Below are 16,317 nucleotides of genomic sequence, written 5' to 3' on the forward strand. Positions count from 1 at the left end.
GATAAGTTCAGCGGACTGGTCATTGTCGAGAAAGATATTGGTATAGACGCCAGCAGGCGCGCCTGCGTCATGGAACAGCTTTTCAAAGGCCAGCGCACATTGCGGCACGTTGTGCGCGTGTTTCGCGATGACCACGTTGCCCGCCATCAGGTTCGGTCCTGCCACGCGGGCAAGCTGATAATAGGGGAAGTTCCAGGGTTCGATGCAGTAGATCACGCCCAGCGGCTGATTGATGATCTTTGCACGGCCTTCCTTGACCTTCAGATCCGTGGGGGCGAGGAATTTCTCCGCGCCATCGGCGTAGAAGGACAGGATATCGGCGGTGATGTCGATTTCTTCCAGCGCGTCCGGCAGCGCCTTGCCCATTTCGGTCGCGATCAGGCGCGCATGGGCCACACGGTCGCGGCGCAGCAGATCGGCGGCCTTTGACATGATGCCTTTACGCTCGGCGATGTCACGCTTTTTCCAGTCGGTCTTCCACACATGGTCCCCACGATCGACAATCGCCTTCATCTGCACGGCAGTATGTAGTTCAAACGTGCGTTCCACGATTTCCGTGGTCGGGTTGAGGGTCTGGTAAAAACTCATTGGTCCGTTTCCCTGTTTATTGATTATGGAAAGGGTAGTCGGTGTAGCCATGTGCGCTGCCGCCATACATCGTCGCCGGGTCCAGCGGATTGAGCGGCCAGTTATGTTCCAGCCGCGCAGGCAGATCCGGATTGGCGATGAACTTCCGGCCAAAGCCGATCATGTCCGCCCATCCATGGCCCAGCACATGCTGTGCCTTGTGCAGGTCGTAACGGCCCGCGTACAGGATGCGGCCGCCAAAGATGTCGCGCACGCTGGCGCGAAAGGCATCCGGCATTTCCGGCGCATTGTCCCAGTCAGCCTCGGCCAGTGAGACATAGGCGATGCCTGCATCTGCCAGCACGCGCACGGCCGCCGTATAGGTTTCTGCCGGATTGTCCTCCAGCAGGCCGAGATAGACGCGCTCTTCCGTGGTCGTACCAAACAGCGGAGAAAACCGTACGCCCATTCTGTCGGGCGTGACCACGGCGGAAACGGCCTCCACCACCTCGCGCAGGAAGCGCAGGCGGTTGGACAGGCTGCCGCCATAGGCATCGGTGCGGAAATTGGCCCGTTCGGATAGGAACTGGTTGATCAGGTAGCCATTGGCCGCGTGGATCTCCACCCCATCGAAGCCTGCGGACAGCGCGTTGCGCGCTGCCTGCGCATACATCTCCACCAGTTCATGGATTTCGGGGATGGAGAGTGCGCGCGGCATGTCAGGCGGCACCAGCTTTCCTGTGCCCGGCCCCGTGGGGATGAAGACGTTCACGCCTGTTGCCGCAACCGCCGACGGGGCGATCGGTGCCTCATGACCGGGCTGCAACGCACGATGTGAGACGCGACCGACATGCCACAACTGCGCAAAGATGGGCCGTTGCTTTGCATGCACGGCATCTGTGACACATTTCCAGCCCGCAATTTGTTCGGGTGAATAGATGCCCGGCGTCCAGGCATAGCCCTGTCCGCGAGGTTCGATCTGTGTGCCTTCGGTAATCAGGAAACCCGCCTGCGTACGCTGTGCATAATAGTCCGCCATCAGCGCATTGGCGACGTCTCCCGGCTGGGTGCTGCGACAGCGTGTCAGCGGCGGCAGGAATATCCGATTTTCAAGAAGCAGGTCGCCCAGTTGCACTGGCCCGAATAACGAAGATGAAGACATGATCGTCCTTGTTCACAAATTCAGGCCATCCGTCCGGCCTTTATGTAAACATTGACCCGCCTCATCATGTGCGCAAGAACGCACATAAACCGCCACTAGTGTCAGGAATGATACCATGCCCCGCATCCGTCACACCACGCTGGCCTGTAGCCCCGGTTGCACGGTGGAAGCCACGCTCGAACTGTTTGGTGGGAAATGGAAGGCGCTGATCCTGTATCACCTGTTCGAGGACGGGGTGCTGCGGTTTGGCGAACTGCGCCGCCGCCTGCCCAATGTCACACAGCGGATGCTGACCAACCAGTTGCGCGAACTCGAGGCAGACGGCCTGGTGTCACGCACCGTCTTCCCCGAGGTGCCACCGCATGTGGAATACGCCCTGACCGATCTGGGCAAAACCCTGAAACCAGTTATTCAGGCACTCAAAACATGGGGAGATCGGTATGCGCATTCTCTCCAGCGGAACAAAGCTGGTGATTGAGATGGAGGGTTCGAAAAACCCTCTGGTATTGAGGTCTGCTCTGTGATTCCATTTTCCTTGCGTTGATTGGAGTATGGATCATGAAGCAGGCGGGATTTTTTGACGTTGAAGAGCGGCTTGCCCGGCTGAGCGGGCTTGGTGATCAGCTCGAAGCATTTTCCCGGACTGTGGATTTTGAAGTCTTCCGCCCTGACCTGGAGAAGGCTCTGGCGTATTCCGATGGAAGCAAAGGCGGACGACCGCCATTTGATCCGGTGCTGATGTTCAAAATTCTGGTGATCCAGACGCTCAACAATTTGTCTGATGAGCGGACGGAATATCTGATCAACGATCGCCTCTCCTTTATGCGTTTCCTTGGGCTGGGACTTTCAGATCGGGTGCCGGATGCCAAAACGGTCTGGCTGTTTCGCGAGCGTCTGACCCAGGCGGGTGCGATCGATGGGCTGTTCAACCGCTTTGATGCGACCCTGCGCAACGCCGGGTATTTGCCGATGTCAGGCCAGATCCTGGATGCCACGCTGGTAGCGGCTCCGAAGCAGCGGAACACCAATGCAGAGAAAGCCGATCTTCGGGAAGGACGTATTCCTGAAGACTGGCAGGACAAACCCGCAAAGCTGTCGCACAAGGATCGTCATGCGCGCTGGACACTGAAGTTCACGAAGGCGAAGCGGCAGGATGATGGAACCATGCCATCCAGCGATCTCGCCATCCCGTTCTTTGGCTATAAATCGCATGTTTCCATCGATCGGAAATACCGGTTCATCCGCAAATGGAAAACAACGCATGCCGCTGCCAGTGATGGCGCGCGATTGAGAGAGGGGCTTCTGGATAAAACCAATACGGCCTCAAGTGTCTGGGCCGACACGGCCTATCGCTCAAAAGCCAACGAAGACTTCATGGAAAAGCAGGGTTTTGTCTCCAAGGTTCATCGCAAAAAGCCGCATCTCAAGCCTATGCCCCGGCATATCCAGAAATCAAATGCTGGAAAGTCGGTCATCCGCTCGCGTGTCGAGCATGTCTTTGCCGATCAGAAGTCACAGGCGGGGCTGTTTGTCCGGACTGTCGGTATCACCCGAGCCACCATGAGGATCGGCCTGGCCAATATCGTCTACAACATGCGCCGCTTCCTCTTCCTCGAAAGATTGAACGCGAGCGCGTAGTCATTCAGCAGGGGACAACACTCGATCTGCTCAAAACGCAGATCGAATGCTACCCCAGATAGCGTCAATCAGCACGCCAAAAGCCCAAAATCAAAACCAAGGTACATCAACCAATAGTTCTTCGATCCCTCCAATTCCGGCACGCTTTCAAACCCGCGTAGAGTTGCCGAAAAATCATGCCGGCCGCCGGACCAGCGCAAGCCACGCCTTGGCCGCCTCCGAAAGATAGCCGTTCCGTCGCCAGGCGAGCGCCATGTGCCAGCACATATCAGGATCGTCGAGCGCAATGGCGCGGATACCGTCATGCTGGCGCGCTTCCACCATCATGCGCGGCAGGAAACCAACTCCGAGACCTGCCGCGATCAGGTCGAAGAGAAATTCAACCTGGGTGGAGCGTGCGGTGACATTCGGTGTGAAGCCACTGCGGCGACAGGCGGCGAGCACGATCTGGTTCAGCGAGAACCCTGTCTCGAACAGCAGGAAAGGGGAGCCTGCAAATGCGGCAATCGGTGCCGATTCGCGCGCCGTCAGCGGATGGCTGGCTGAAACCACGCCCACAATCGGCTCCGAACAGACGTCCTGCCACGCGAATTCATCGCCAAAGGGCAGAAGCAGACCAGCCAGATCGATCTCACCCGCACGCAGCAGATGCTCCAGATCCTGGCATCCCCGTTCGACCAACTGGATTTCGATTCCGGGATAACGGTGCCGGAAGGCCACGAAAGACGGTGCGAACAGCGTGTCGCTGCCGATGGGGGGTAAGCCAAGATGCAGCACACCACGCTTCAGGCCGCGCAATTCTCCCAGTTCCAGTAGAAGGTCATCGCGCTCGGCCAGGATGGCAAGTGCCCGGCGGAACACCACTTCGCCGGCGTCTGTCAGTGTGGCGCCAGGCGCTCCCCGGTCGATGAGGAGCAGGTCCAGTTCATCCTCCAGACGCTTCACTGCCTTGCTCACCGTGGATTGAGTGGACAGCACCGCCTTGGCTGCCTGCGAAAAGCCTCCCTCACGCACGACCGCGACGAACATGCGTAATATCTTGATCTCCATAAACTATTCCATATTGGACTGCTTTACATTCAGTCAATTCTAATTCTTCACGTCCACGTCATTTCCCGCGCGACATGTCGAAGAATAACCTTCCCTCCACCGGATGCAGCGCAGCAGTCGCGCGATGGCCCGCAAGCCCTCCGGCCAAAGGGGAGGAGTTCGTCGCATGGCGACCAAGACCGAAGATTTTGGTGAGTTCGACTATATTGTGATCGGCGCCGGAAGCGCGGGGTGCGTTCTTGCAAACCGCCTCAGCGCCGATCCACGCAACAAGGTGCTGGTTCTGGAAGCCGGCGGCAATGACAACTGGATCTGGATCCATGTCCCGGTCGGCTATCTGTTCGCGATGGGCAATCCGCGTGCCGACTGGATGTTCAAAACCGATCCCGAGGCTCATCTCGGCAACCGCATCCTGAACTATCCGCGCGGACGTCTGCTGGGGGGATGCTCATCGATCAACGGCATGATCTACATGCGCGGACAGGCTGCCGATTACGATGGCTGGCGGCAACTGGGCAATACAGGCTGGGGATGGGACGACGTCCTGCCCTATTTCATCAGGGCCGAGGACAATGTCGTTGGCCGGAATGCCTTTCACGGCGTGGGCGGCCCGTTGCATGTCGATCGGCAACGGTTGAGCTGGTCCTTGCTCGATGCCTTTCGCGACGCCGCTGAACAGGCTGGCATCCCGAAGACGGACGATTTCAACCGGGGCGACAACGAAGGTTCCTCCTATTTCCAGGTGACACAGAAAAACGGGTTTCGCTGGAGCGCCGCGCGTGGCTACCTGCACCCGGCGATGAAACGGCCCAATCTTCGCGTCCAAACCGGTGCCTTGGTGCATCGCGTGCTGATCCGGGACGGCCGCGCGGTCGGTGTCCGCTTTGAGATTGATGGAACGGTTCATACCGCCCGGGCTTCCGGCGAAGTGATCCTCTCGGGAGGCGCGATCGGCTCCCCTGCGATCCTGCAGCGCTCTGGAATTGGCCCCGGAGAGAGGCTGCAAACACTCGGTATCGATGTCGTGAAAGACCTTGCCGGCGTCGGCGAAAATCTTCAGGACCATCTCCAGATTCGTACGGCCTACAAGGTAAGCGGTGTGGAGACACTTAATACCGAGGCCGGGTCGCTGTTCGGCAAGGCGAGGATCGGGCTGCAATATCTGCTTACCCGCTCTGGCCCCATGTCGATGGCACCCAGCCAGTTGGGCGTCTTTACGCGATCCGATCCGCGCTATGCGACGGCGAACCTGGAATATCACGTCCAGCCTCTCAGTCTTGCGGCCTTCGGGGGCGCGCTCGACCCGTTCCCCGCCTTTACCGCTGCGGTCACGAATATTCGTCCGGAGAGCCGTGGCAGCGTTCATCTCAAGTCGGCCGATCCCGCCGCACCGCCTGCGATTCATCCGAACTATCTTTCCACTGAGGAGGATCGTCGCGTCGCCGTTGAATCCGTGCGCCTGACACGACGGATTGTGGCGCAGCCGGCACTCGCGCGTTACAGGCCCGAAGAGTTCCGTCCGGGACCGTCGCTGCAAAGCGATGCCGAACTGGAAAAGGCAGTGGGGGAAATCTCCACGACTATCTTCCATCCCGTCGGCACCGCCGCCATGGGACAGGGAGCGCAGGCCGTGGTCGATCACGAACTGCGTGTGCATGGCATAGGAGGGCTCCGCGTGGCGGACGCTTCGATTATGCCTCGAATTACCTCGGGCAACACCAATGCTCCGAGCATCATGATCGGTGAGAAAGCCGCGGCGATGATTCTCGCTGCTGCCAAATCACCGGCAATCCCGGCGCTTGTCGCCTGAACGAAGGATTACTTTCATGCCTCTTATCCGCTTTGACCTGCTCGAAGGCCGCTCCGAGACCGAACTGGCTGGTATTCTGGACGCCGCCCATCAGGCAATGCTCGATGCCTTCGGGGTGCCGCCGCGTGACCGGTATCAGATTGTGTACGAGCACAAGAAAAGCCGTGTCCGGATCGAGGATACCGGACTTGGCATCGAACGCACCGACGATGTGATGATTATCTCGGTGACGACACGCCCACGTTCGGTCGAGGAGAAGACCGCGTTCTACCGGCTGCTGACCGAGGCTCTGACTGAGAAATGCGGCATCGCGGCCAGCGACGTGATGGTCAATTATGTCGAGAACACAGATGCCGACTGGTCGTTCGGTAACGGCGAGGCGCAGTTCCTCACTGGCAAGCTCGGCACACCCAAGGTCTCGTGATCTGACTTGCAGGCAAGGCCGGGAATCCCTCCGGTCTTGTCTGCAACGAAGCCGGGTTTCTGTAGATGAAGGCACTCAGCTCTCAGGCCGGTTCCTTTCTCGTCACGGTCCAGCATGACCGCCAGTAGCGCACACATGGCGCGACAACGATTATTCTTCTTATACCCAGTGACGGCTTTCCAGATCCTACATGTTGCACATCAGCGCCTGTTCGACGTTGCTCGCAATGTCCTTGATGCTTACCAGCAGCAGATAACACCTTTCGAGGGCGGAGATGTTCTGCTCCCCGGGATCATAGCCGTCCACTTACCAGGGCATACGCCAGGTCATTCCGGCTATCTTTTGGAAAGTGAAGACGACTCTCTCCTGATCTGGGGCGATGTCCTGCATTTCCCCCATATTCAGGTAGCTCGGCCTGACGTCACATTTGCTTTTGATCACAATCCCGGCTTGGCCGCAAAGACACGCCGTAAGATTTTAACCGAACTTCCCCGCAATAATCGATATGTCACGGGCGTACATTTTAATGCACCGGTTAGAGCGACAATAGAGAACTACAAAGACGCATTCCGTCTGACTTACGATCTTTAGTCTATCCATACCGGTCGTCGCCTACAAGTCAGGCATCAAAGTAGTCATCGTAGCGGGCCGAAAGCCGCCATTGTCAGGTGAGCCGCGATAGACCGGGCGTGGGACAGAGCCATCGTCCCAACAAGTCACGACAAAAGTCAGCGTCCGGTTGAAGCGGAAATTGGTTGGCGGAACGAAATTTGGCGGGAAATAACCAATCTCGATGCTTCGCCTACAGTTGGTTAGTCTCCGTCACTCTCGGAGCCGTTCACCAAAGTCATACTGCACTGCCTCCACGACGGTTCCACACCGGCTTGATGGCCCGGACCTCCGCATCAGAGGCTAAACGTTGATTGACTGGTATAAAAGATAGAAATCAAGACGGTCTGAATTCGCCGTCATTCCGGTCGCTGGTTGTACATGAGTTCACTCCGCAAAGCGGTCATTCATCATGACACCCAGCAGTTCCAGAGACTGTAAACGCCTTGCGCGCCCAAAACGGCCTTCTATAAACCCAGTTCAGACAGGCGGGACATCGACGGAACTCCGGTTCAGGAATTGGTGGAAAGGCGGGCCGCGGCCTCGCGTGCCTGGACCTCCCGTTTGACAAGAAGCGGCGCAATCCCCTCGCGGTAGCACGCCAGGATCGTCGGCGATGCCGTCTCGGGGCGACCGGCATCGAATGGCGGAGCCGGTGCGTATTCGAGGCCGAGCTGAAGTTTTTGCGCCACCTCGGCTCCAGCGATCTCCGCCAGAACGGTCAGCGCGAAATCAATGCCCGCTGTCACGCCGCCGCCGGTGATCACGTTACCGTCCCGGACCACACGCCCCTCATCCGGGATCGCGCCGAAGATCGGCAGCAGATGACGCCAAGCCCAATGGCATGCCGCACGCCGCCCCCGAAGCAGGCCAGCTGCTCCGAGGATCAGCGAACCGGTGCAGATCGAGGTCACATAGCGCGCGCTGTCGGCAAGGCGACGGATCTCGGTGATGAATTGCTCGTCCAGCGCCGCATCCAGGGCATTGAGACCCCCTGGCACGCAGAGCAGATCGCAGCCTGAAACGTCACCAAGGCGCAACGTGCCGGCGAAGACCAGCCCTTCGCTTGGAACCTCTCCGCCGTCACGGCTCGCGACGAGCGTCTCGCTGTCCGGCATGCGGGAGAGAAATTGATGCGGCCCGGTGAAATCAAGCTGCGTCATACCGGGATAGACAGCGAACAGGATGCGAAACGGGGGCTGGCTCAAAGCACACTTCCTTCATGTGACCATATCACTATCCCTCGTTCCGCCGATTGACGAAAGGACACGGATCCCTCATTTTAGGCCATGATCCGGCACATCGGCATCCTTCTCTATCCCGATTTTCAGATCCTCGACGCGACAGGGCCGATCGCGGCGTTCGAGATCGCCGGACGCATGGCGGATCGCGCCTACGTCCTTACGATCCTGTCGCGCGACGGCGGTCTGGTCCGCTCTTCGTCGGGTGTGGCGCTGGAAACGACGGCGGCCCGGCAAGCCGCTCCGCTCGATACGCTGATCGTCGCAGGAGGGGATGGAAGCCGTCATGCCATGCGGTGCCCAGAGTTGCGCGCTTTTCTCCAGGCTCAGGCGACACGCGCGCGGCGGGTTTGCAGCGTCTGCTCGGGTGCGTTTCTTCTGGCGGCGGCCGGCTTGCTAGAGGGACGGCGCGCCACGACTCACTGGGAAAGAGCGGAGGAACTGGCACGTCTGTTCCCGACTATTCGGGTCGATCCGGATGCCATCCACATCCAAGACGGCTCGGTCTGGACGTCCGCAGGCATCAGCGCGGGGATCGACTTGGTCTTGGCGCTTATCGCCGGGGATCTCGGGGAGGCAGTGGCCCGGCGCGTCGCGCAGCAAATGGTCGTGTTCTACCGCCGTCCAGGCGGGCAATCACAGTTTTCGGCGCTGCTCGACATGAGCGACGGCGAGGGACGCATCGCGGAAATTCTAGGCTGGATCAGGTCTCATCTTGCCGAACGGCTGACCGTGGAGGCGCTTGCGGAACAGGCTTCCATGAGTCCGCGCAATTTCTCACGGGCGTTCCGCCTGTCTGTCGGCATGAGCCCGGCCCGGGCCGTCGAGCGGCTGAGGCTGGAAGCGGCGCGCGAGCGGGTCGAGCATTCCATGACGCCAATCGAGATGGTCGCCGTGGCAACCGGCTTTCGCGACCCCGAACGCATGCGCCGTGCCTTCCTCCGTGTTTTCGGCCTCCCGCCGCAGGCAATGCGCCGGAACGCGGCAAGGAGTTAAGACCCCTTCCTCATGGCCGACAACGCGGACACGGCGGAAATCGCCTCATGGCAGACATTGGGGAATCAGAAAGGGATTGCTATGACGGGACATAAAACTGCTTAGCCTTCAGATTGTAACGCGCGTGATGAAATCCTGTAAGAAGGGAAGAACACTCTCAGGCATGTCTTCAAGTAGCGTGTGTTTAGCGAAGGGCAGGTTAAGTAACCTGGCACCTTTGACCTGCTCAGTAAGGTCGAAGGCCTGTTGCCGCGACACCAGCATATCGTCGTCACCATGCACTACGAGCAGAGGGCACCGGATGTTTTTTACAGACGCGCCGGGATAGGCATCTTCATCGCAGCCGAGCCACATCTACGTCGCCGCCGTGAATAGCTTGCCGAAATCCGGGTCGGGATTTTCCACGTTGTAGACCGATATTTGACTCCCGAACATCGCACGCCATTTTTCAAGAGTGATCGTCTGATAAATCTGCCGAGCCGGATCATTTTCCGGCAACACCCAATGCGCGCCGACCGCTATGACGAACTCCGGTTGTACGGCACGCGATGCAGCCAGCCGCAAAGCGACAATGCCACCGTCACTATGTCCAATTATACCGGATTTTTGCAGCCCCATCGTGGTAAGAACCACGGTAAAGTCATCCTGAAGCTGTCGATATGTCAGAGGGGCGGTCCCGATCCCGGATCGACCATGCCCACGCGTATCAATAGCAATCAGCCTGTAATCTTCTGAGAGATGCTTTGCGAGTGGGATGAAATCGAGACGGCTCTGCAAGCCACCATGAAGCAGGACTATAACTCTTCCTTTTGGGTTCCCGGCTTCAGAGACAAACAAATTTGTATCGCCAACGGATACAAACTTCCCTGTGTCAAACATTCAATGGCTTTCATACGGTTGAATTGCTCTGGATCGTGCAGTGAGATTATCAACGACAACGTTACCTTCTCAAGGTTTCACGCCGCCCATACCAGAGGAAGGTTTTCACATCGTTCGACATACAGTTTAGGTGAATAAGAACGTCTGCTATTTTACGTTCAAGCGCAGATAGCGGACTTTCCCTTCCCCCCAGATCTGCCATCAGTCTACGCCACGGGATCCATGGCAGCCCGAAGTCAGTCACCACACAGTTTGGAAACTCTACTTGCGCACGTCGCTAAGTGCACGGGCACGCTGGTATTACGGCTTCAAGCCTCAATGCGCACGAGAATCTTCCTCCCGTTGATGCGCCCGTGCTTAAGGGCGGAGAGGCTTGCCGGCAGATCATCGAACCCGGTGACGATATGCTGCTGAAGATCCAGGGCACCAATCCGGACAGCGTCGAACAACTGTGCTCCGGCCTGGCGCCACTCCCGCCATTCCTCCGTCGTCGCGTGGCCGTGCGCGCTGTTCAGCGCGACTTCATGCAGGGACAGCGCCGTCGTGAATGGCGGCAGGGGTGGCGATTCCAGGCGATCCTGAATGCAGACCAGATGCCCGTTATACCCCACCAGCGGCGCAAGACCCCGCGCATACGCTCCGTTCGTGGTGTCGAATGCAGCAAAGAGGCGGCGCGGCCCGAGTGCTGCAACCAATTGCGCACGCCAGCCCTCATCGCGATAATCGAACGTGCCGGCAATGCCCAGCGCCAGCAGCCGTTCGCGATGAACCGGCGACGCGGTCGCCCAGACGCGCCAGTCCCGACGCAGTGCCAGTTGCGCCAGGATCAGCGAAACGGCACCGCCTGCCCCGGTCACCAGCACATCTCGGTTCGGTCTATCCGGCACCTTGGCAAGCGCCTGCCACGCCGTCAGCCCCGGACACGGAATTCCGGCGGCGCTCTCGTCGCTGACACCATCGGGAATAACCAGCGCGCAGTCGGCATCCACGGTCGTATATTCCGCGAAGCTACCCGGTTTGCCGAGCCCCTGATGATATGCGACCCGCGTTCCCAAGGGGACGTCCACGCCGTCTCCAACCTCCACGACAATTCCGACACCGTCCACGCCCGGCACATGCCCCGGCCGCCACCCATCGGGACTGACGGCAATGACTTTCCAGTCAACGGGATTAAGCGCGATCATGGTATTGCGCACGACGATCTCACCCGGTCCTGGCGAAATGGCACCCCGCATTTCCAGCCGAAGCTGCTCAGGCTCACCCGGCACCTGCCAGGTCCAAGCGCGAAATGTGGATGCGTGTGCGTTCACCACTGATGTCTCCTGTCCCGCTGCAAAAGCACCGTCGGCCGATCCCCAAAACGGACATTGCCCTTCAGGAAATATCCGCATTTCTCAGCTACTCTGCGGGATGAGCCGTTTTCCGGCGCCATGATGCAAACCGTGCGGTCCACACTGCGCCCATCCATCCATGCCGATGCAGCCTGAAGCGCTTTGGTCGCAAATCCCTGGCCATGCGCCCAGCGCGCCAGAACCCAGCCGGCTTCCGGCACGGTGCCCAAAGGAGGCTCGACCTCGCGCTTCCAATCAGCGAAGCCGCCATCGCCAACATAGCGCCCATCCGCTTTCGTGCGGACGCACCAGTATCCATAACCCAGAAGACCCCAAAGGCCCCGATAACGGAGAAGGCGAAACCAGCTTTCCTGTTCCGACGATGGAATGCCGCTGATGTGACGAACGACATCCGGATCGCTCCACATCGCGCGCAGATCGTGGAAATCCGTCATATGATGGAGCGAGAGACGCAATCTTTCGGTTTCGATCACATTGCTCTCCCTTCCTGATCACCAACACGCAAGGCACGCTCCACAGCATGCCGGAGAGGCTCCATGTCGCCTTCGGTTGTGATCCAGAGCGTTGCCCCTTCGAGTTGCGCAAGAGTATCCGCTGCAACGGACGCCGGTTCGAAAATTGTCCCGGCATCCAGAATCCCCGCCATCACATCGCGTAATCGCGCGAAGAACGCCCGCACCGCGTTCTGGGCATCCGGTGTCTGTGCCGTCACGCCATAGGCGAGATGCAACCCCACGCAGCGCCCCCGTGTCTCGAACGTTTCCGCAATCCGCCCGATCAGTGTCCGCCAGGCCGCACGCCAGTCCGTCTCAGGATCCGGAAGACCGACCAGCGCGTCGTCGAGCGTCAGGGCCAGCACCTCGCGCACCAGCGATTCCTTTGACGGAAAGCGCGTGTAGAGGCTTTGCGGACGCAGACCCACGCGATCGGCCAGATCGCGCATGGATGCCCCTTCGTAGCCATACTCGCGAAACAGTTCGCGGGCTTCGACAACAATCCGGTGGATAGGAACGGGTTCTCTCATTTCGCCTTTGACGCACGAACAGTCGTTCGTCACAGTAGGATGCATGGTGCCGCCGGGCAAGTCCCGTCCGCCTCCTGCCCTCCTATCTCCGGTCAAAGGACACCCCGTGATGCTACTCTATGATCTGGATGTCTCCGGAAACTGCTACAAGATCCGGCTTTTCGCGGGCCTTACCGGTACGAAGCTGGACCTCGTTCCTGTCGATCTTGCGTCGGGTGAGAACCATGATCCCGATTTCCGGAAACTGAACCCGTTCGGGGAAGTCCCCGTCCTGGTGGATGGCGACCTCATACTCCGGGATTCCCAGGCCATTCTGGTCTACCTCGCCGGTCGGCTGACGGACCGAAGCTGGTGGCCTGAAGATGCCATGTCACAGGCCACCATCACACAGTGGCTTTCCGTGGCGTCGAGCGAGGTACGCAACGGCCCCAACACTGCCCGTCTGATCCGCAAATTCGGCTCCCCCCTTGATATGGAGACCGCCATGCGCTGGACCGACAAACTCCTGCCGCTGCTCAATGCGCATGTCGAGACACAGGACTGGTTTGCGCTCGGTCACCCTACGATCGCTGACTGCGCTCTCTTTCCCTACCTCGCACTGGCACCCGAGGGCGGTATCGACCTTGCCCCCTACCCGGCCCTCGGACGCTGGTTCGATCGCGTCCGGAATCTGCCGGGTTTTATCTCCATGCCGGGTCTGTGATCAGCAGATGCTTCACACGGCCATCAGGTAGTCGACTGGAACGCCTTGCGGCCTTCAGCGTCCAGCGCAGCAAAATCTTCATCCGACAATGTAATGTCGACGGCAGCGACGTTCTGCTCCAGATGTGCAACCCTGGAGGCTCCTGGAATCGGCAGCATGACCGGGCTGCGCTTCAAAATCCACGCCAACGCGATCTGACCTGGCGTCGCAGAGTATTTCCCCGCCACGGTATCAAGGATCGAGCCGGGTTTTGCAAGATCGCCAGCAGCGAGCGGGAACCAGGGAATGAATCCGATGCCTTGAGCGGCGCAATGGTCGAGCACATCTTCGCTGGTGCGATCGACCAGATTGTAACGGTTCTGGACCGTTGCCACATCAAAGAACTTCGATGCCGCCTTGATGTCTTCGACGGACACCTCGCTCAGACCAGCGTGACGAATGAGTTTTGCATCGAGCAGCGACCTGATCGCATCGAACTGTTCGTCCGCCGGAACCTTTGGATCGATGCGGTGCAACTGCCAGAGATCGATCTGTTCGACGCCAAGATTGCGCAGACTTTTATGCACCTGTTGAAGCAGGTATTCCGGTCGCCCGACCGGCTTCCATATGTCCGGCCCCGAACGGGTCAGGCCGCCCTTCGTGGCGATCACGAGGCCCCTCGGGTAGGGATGCAGCGCCTCCCTGATCAGCCATTCGGAAACGTCCGGACCGTAGGCGTCCGCCGTGTCGATGAAGTTGACACCCAGTTCGGGAAGGCGCCTGAGCGTGCGGATGGCCTCGTCATGATCGGCGGGCGGTCCCCATATGCCCTTGCCGGTGATCCGCATCGCGCCAAAACCAAGGCGATTGACGTCGAGATTGCCACCGATCCTGAAGGTGCCTGATTTGATGGCATTATGACTGGAAATACTCATCGTGCTGCCTTTCCTCAAGAAGATTGTCCCGTTCCCGCCACACCGATGTCTCCGCCAGTTTGTCGAATGTCGATCGGCGACCGCAACAGGCAATAGCGTCGATCACGATCGCAGGACGGAAAGTGTCTTTTCAAATAGAGATGGGAGTGCCTTGCGTTCCCGCAACCGGGCGAGCGCGCCAATCAGGGATGCCGTGGAGTCCATTCGCTCGGAAAAGCCGAAACGATGAATTTTGTTCACGTCCGAGATAACGTCAGTTTCCGTATGGAAAATGAAGTCTCCGAATCCCCACCCCACAAGCCGGGCGATATCCGGCTCGACCAATCCATGCCGCTCGGCAAGAGCGCGCCATAACGGCCCCTTGTCAGCCATATGCCACGTGAGTGTCAGGGGCACCGGCGACGCAATCGCAAGACCGAGATGCGATCCGACATCCTCCCACATTCGCTCCCATCGGAAGACATCGCCGTTCGTGACATTGAACGCCTCTCCGCCTGCCTGCGGGGTCACCGCCGCCCAGTGACTGGCGCGGGCCAGTAGCCCGGCATCCGTAAACTGGACGAGTTGACGATAGGCACGCTCGGTGCCGGGAAAACGTAGCGGAATGCCAAGAGCCCGCGAAATTTCGGCGAAAACTCCGACAACGAGGGCAATATTCATCGGATTGCCGATCACGTCGCCGACTACCACATCCGGGCGCAGAGCGACGTAATCCCACGAAGCGCGTTCGGCATATCTCCGCAGAACGTCCTCCTGCGCCATATACAGGTTCGGCGGCATGTGTGGCGGATCGCTCTCGCGAGCAGGTGTGCGGACCGCAGCGCCAAGATGGATGCCGTAGATCTTGAAGCCCTGGTAGATCACGACGCGCCGAAGAGGTGCTCTGGCGGCCTCAAGGCCATCAAGCAGATGACTCAGCATTCCGGCATTACGGTCTGCTTCGATCGCAAGGTCCGGGTCCGGGGACAACGAGGCGTAGAACAGATGCGTCGTGTCCGCCGCGTGAACCAGCGCCTCCCGCGTGGACGCGGCATCCGTCAGATCGGCGGTCAAGGACTCAAAATCGGCGACCGCATGCCGCCCCAGCGTCCGGACTTTCCAGCCCTGACGCCTCAGTTCCTGTGCTGTGGCATTGCCTATGATGCCGTTTGCTCCGGCGACCAGAGCGATGGGTTGTGTCATGGTCGTTCTCTCACACCTTGAGCCGTTCGACCACCAAAGCCGCGACACGGGCCGCCGAGGCCGGATTCTGACCGGTCAGAAGAGTACCGTCCTGCGTGGCGAACGACGCAAAATCAGGCCCTTTTTCATAAATGGCGCCCAATGCACGCAAACGGTCTTCAAGCAGGAACGGCACCGTGTGTTCCAATCCAACCGCCCGTTCTTCACTATCGGCAAAAGCACTGACACGGCGTCCGGCAACGAATGGCGTCCCGTCGGGCTTCCGCGCCGACAGCAGCCCAGCCGGACCGTGACAGACAGCGGAGACAATCCGTCCGCTCCGATCGAACAGTTCGATCAGACGCGCAAGGTCAGGATTCTCGGGATAGTCCGTCATCGTCCCGTGGCCTCCGGGCAGAAAGACCGCGTCGAAACCAGCCGCATCAATCGTCGTGAATTTCGGTGTTTCGGCGACCGTCTGCCGCAGTGTCGGATCCGCCAGATAGCGATCCACTGACGCCTCATTCTGCCCCGCCTCTTTCACGCTCCGTGTATCGACCGGCACGGCGCCGCCCGCGATGGAGGCGAGCGTGACGTCCGCACCCGCATCCCGGAAGGCGTAGAACGGCGTCGTCAGCTCCTCAAGCCATACGCCAGTCGCGTGACCACTTTGCCCCAGTCGATCAGCAGACGTCGCAATCATAAGGATTTTCATCTGTGTTTTGCCTCCACGCTTCCCGACCGTGTCATGCCGCCGCGCCGGGGCAGCGGCCGATCCTCTTCCCAC

General features: G+C 59.4%; 18 protein-coding genes. 7 read left to right on the plus strand and 11 right to left on the minus strand.

Features of this window, described 5'->3' with window-relative positions:
* Both LKE65_RS00005 and LKE65_RS00010 read right to left on the minus strand, forming a co-directional pair.
* The coding region (locus tag LKE65_RS00005) for an aldehyde dehydrogenase family protein (protein ID WP_278739880.1) at nucleotides 1–588 on the minus strand (588 nt) is incomplete at its 3' end.
* Nucleotides 589–604: 16 nt separating this feature from the next.
* On the minus strand, nucleotides 605–1,729 hold the full coding sequence (locus LKE65_RS00010) for an alkene reductase (protein WP_278739881.1): 1,125 nt from the start codon (nucleotides 1,727–1,729) through the stop codon (nucleotides 605–607).
* Nucleotides 1,730–1,844: 115 nt separating this feature from the next.
* On the opposite strand from LKE65_RS00010, the gene LKE65_RS00015 reads away from it, so the two are divergent.
* Both LKE65_RS00015 and LKE65_RS00020 read left to right on the plus strand, forming a co-directional pair.
* Entirely contained in the window at nucleotides 1,845–2,207 is a 363-nt protein-coding gene (locus LKE65_RS00015) for a winged helix-turn-helix transcriptional regulator (protein ID WP_034927508.1), read from the plus strand.
* A gap of 77 nt (nucleotides 2,208–2,284) precedes the next feature.
* Entirely contained in the window at nucleotides 2,285–3,367 is a 1,083-nt protein-coding gene (locus LKE65_RS00020; RefSeq protein ID WP_278741702.1) for an IS5 family transposase, read from the plus strand.
* A gap of 174 nt (nucleotides 3,368–3,541) precedes the next feature.
* On the opposite strand, the gene LKE65_RS00025 is transcribed toward LKE65_RS00020, so the two are convergent.
* Complete coding sequence (locus LKE65_RS00025; protein ID WP_152832564.1) at nucleotides 3,542–4,417, minus strand: LysR family transcriptional regulator; 876 nt, start codon at nucleotides 4,415–4,417, stop codon at nucleotides 3,542–3,544.
* A gap of 166 nt (nucleotides 4,418–4,583) precedes the next feature.
* Here LKE65_RS00025 and LKE65_RS00030 point away from each other — a divergent pair, with 166 nt between their 5' ends.
* The 3 genes from LKE65_RS00030 (at nucleotide 4,584) to LKE65_RS00040 (ending at nucleotide 7,242) form a co-directional block, all read left to right on the plus strand.
* Nucleotides 4,584–6,227: a GMC family oxidoreductase gene (locus tag LKE65_RS00030; RefSeq protein ID WP_152832562.1), complete on the plus strand. Its 1,644-nt coding sequence runs from the start codon at nucleotides 4,584–4,586 to the stop codon at nucleotides 6,225–6,227.
* Nucleotides 6,228–6,243: 16 nt separating this feature from the next.
* The gene (locus LKE65_RS00035; RefSeq protein ID WP_152832560.1) at nucleotides 6,244–6,651 is read left to right on the plus strand and encodes a tautomerase family protein; all 408 of its coding nucleotides are present in this window, start codon (nucleotides 6,244–6,246) and stop codon (nucleotides 6,649–6,651) included.
* A gap of 114 nt (nucleotides 6,652–6,765) precedes the next feature.
* A complete protein-coding gene (locus LKE65_RS00040; RefSeq protein ID WP_278739882.1) occupies nucleotides 6,766–7,242 on the plus strand; it encodes an MBL fold metallo-hydrolase in 477 nt (158 codons plus the stop codon).
* Nucleotides 7,243–7,772: 530 nt separating this feature from the next.
* Here LKE65_RS00040 and LKE65_RS00045 read toward each other — a convergent pair.
* On the minus strand, nucleotides 7,773–8,468 hold the full coding sequence (locus LKE65_RS00045) for a DJ-1/PfpI family protein (RefSeq protein WP_211555683.1): 696 nt from the start codon (nucleotides 8,466–8,468) through the stop codon (nucleotides 7,773–7,775).
* A gap of 81 nt (nucleotides 8,469–8,549) precedes the next feature.
* On the opposite strand from LKE65_RS00045, the gene LKE65_RS00050 reads away from it, so the two are divergent.
* On the plus strand, nucleotides 8,550–9,497 hold the full coding sequence (locus LKE65_RS00050; RefSeq protein WP_278739884.1) for a GlxA family transcriptional regulator: 948 nt from the start codon (nucleotides 8,550–8,552) through the stop codon (nucleotides 9,495–9,497).
* A 354-nt stretch (nucleotides 9,498–9,851) separates the two neighbouring features.
* Here LKE65_RS00050 and LKE65_RS00055 read toward each other — a convergent pair whose 3' ends face one another.
* From LKE65_RS00055 to LKE65_RS00070, 4 genes are all read right to left on the minus strand, one after another.
* On the minus strand, nucleotides 9,852–10,376 hold the full coding sequence (locus LKE65_RS00055) for an alpha/beta fold hydrolase (protein ID WP_278739885.1): 525 nt from the start codon (nucleotides 10,374–10,376) through the stop codon (nucleotides 9,852–9,854).
* Nucleotides 10,377–10,684: 308 nt separating this feature from the next.
* Complete coding sequence (locus LKE65_RS00060) at nucleotides 10,685–11,689, minus strand: zinc-binding dehydrogenase (protein WP_278739886.1); 1,005 nt, start codon at nucleotides 11,687–11,689, stop codon at nucleotides 10,685–10,687.
* Nucleotides 11,683–12,201 (minus strand): GNAT family N-acetyltransferase, encoded by a 519-nt coding sequence (locus LKE65_RS00065; RefSeq protein WP_278739887.1) that lies wholly within the window; start codon nucleotides 12,199–12,201, stop codon nucleotides 11,683–11,685. Before LKE65_RS00065 ends, LKE65_RS00060 begins: the two co-directional genes overlap by 7 nt.
* Nucleotides 12,198–12,752, minus strand: a complete 555-nt coding sequence (locus LKE65_RS00070; protein ID WP_341461202.1) for a TetR/AcrR family transcriptional regulator — start codon at nucleotides 12,750–12,752, stop codon at nucleotides 12,198–12,200. Before LKE65_RS00070 ends, LKE65_RS00065 begins: the two co-directional genes overlap by 4 nt.
* Before the next feature lie 109 nt (nucleotides 12,753–12,861).
* On the opposite strand from LKE65_RS00070, the gene LKE65_RS00075 reads away from it, so the two are divergent.
* Nucleotides 12,862–13,455, plus strand: coding sequence for a glutathione S-transferase family protein (locus LKE65_RS00075; protein ID WP_278741703.1), 594 nt, complete (start codon nucleotides 12,862–12,864; stop codon nucleotides 13,453–13,455).
* A 23-nt stretch (nucleotides 13,456–13,478) separates the two neighbouring features.
* Here the strand turns inward: LKE65_RS00075 and LKE65_RS00080 are convergent, their stop codons facing one another.
* From LKE65_RS00080 to LKE65_RS00090, 3 genes are all read right to left on the minus strand, one after another.
* Nucleotides 13,479–14,369, minus strand: a complete 891-nt coding sequence (locus LKE65_RS00080) for an aldo/keto reductase (RefSeq protein ID WP_278739891.1) — start codon at nucleotides 14,367–14,369, stop codon at nucleotides 13,479–13,481.
* Nucleotides 14,370–14,471: 102 nt separating this feature from the next.
* On the minus strand, nucleotides 14,472–15,551 hold the full coding sequence (locus tag LKE65_RS00085; protein ID WP_278739894.1) for an SDR family oxidoreductase: 1,080 nt from the start codon (nucleotides 15,549–15,551) through the stop codon (nucleotides 14,472–14,474).
* A gap of 10 nt (nucleotides 15,552–15,561) precedes the next feature.
* Nucleotides 15,562–16,245 (minus strand): type 1 glutamine amidotransferase domain-containing protein, encoded by a 684-nt coding sequence (locus LKE65_RS00090; protein ID WP_278739895.1) that lies wholly within the window; start codon nucleotides 16,243–16,245, stop codon nucleotides 15,562–15,564.
* Nucleotides 16,246–16,317: the final 72 nt, after the last annotated feature.

The sequence above is a fragment of the Acetobacter fabarum genome (assembly GCF_022483405.1).
GTDB lineage: Bacteria > Pseudomonadota > Alphaproteobacteria > Acetobacterales > Acetobacteraceae > Acetobacter > Acetobacter fabarum.

Excerpts from the sequence above, each read along its gene's own strand:
- LKE65_RS00025 (WP_152832564.1), bottom strand. The coding sequence starts at position 4,417 with ATGGAGATCAAGATATTACGCATGTTCGTCGCGGTCGTGCGTGAGGGA.
- LKE65_RS00030 (WP_152832562.1), top strand. The coding sequence starts at position 4,584 with ATGGCGACCAAGACCGAAGATTTTGGTGAGTTCGACTATATTGTGATC.
- LKE65_RS00055 (WP_278739885.1), bottom strand. The coding sequence starts at position 10,376 with ATGTTTGACACAGGGAAGTTTGTATCCGTTGGCGATACAAATTTGTTT.
- LKE65_RS00075 (WP_278741703.1), top strand. The coding sequence starts at position 12,862 with ATGCTACTCTATGATCTGGATGTCTCCGGAAACTGCTACAAGATCCGG.
- LKE65_RS00080 (WP_278739891.1), bottom strand. The coding sequence starts at position 14,369 with ATGAGTATTTCCAGTCATAATGCCATCAAATCAGGCACCTTCAGGATC.
- LKE65_RS00040 (WP_278739882.1), top strand. The coding sequence starts at position 6,766 with ATGACCGCCAGTAGCGCACACATGGCGCGACAACGATTATTCTTCTTA.
- LKE65_RS00085 (WP_278739894.1), bottom strand. The coding sequence starts at position 15,551 with ATGACACAACCCATCGCTCTGGTCGCCGGAGCAAACGGCATCATAGGC.
- LKE65_RS00010 (WP_278739881.1), bottom strand. The coding sequence starts at position 1,729 with ATGTCTTCATCTTCGTTATTCGGGCCAGTGCAACTGGGCGACCTGCTT.
- LKE65_RS00070 (WP_341461202.1), bottom strand. The coding sequence starts at position 12,752 with ATGAGAGAACCCGTTCCTATCCACCGGATTGTTGTCGAAGCCCGCGAA.
- LKE65_RS00035 (WP_152832560.1), top strand. The coding sequence starts at position 6,244 with ATGCCTCTTATCCGCTTTGACCTGCTCGAAGGCCGCTCCGAGACCGAA.
- LKE65_RS00090 (WP_278739895.1), bottom strand. The coding sequence starts at position 16,245 with ATGAAAATCCTTATGATTGCGACGTCTGCTGATCGACTGGGGCAAAGT.
- LKE65_RS00015 (WP_034927508.1), top strand. The coding sequence starts at position 1,845 with ATGCCCCGCATCCGTCACACCACGCTGGCCTGTAGCCCCGGTTGCACG.
- LKE65_RS00050 (WP_278739884.1), top strand. The coding sequence starts at position 8,550 with ATGATCCGGCACATCGGCATCCTTCTCTATCCCGATTTTCAGATCCTC.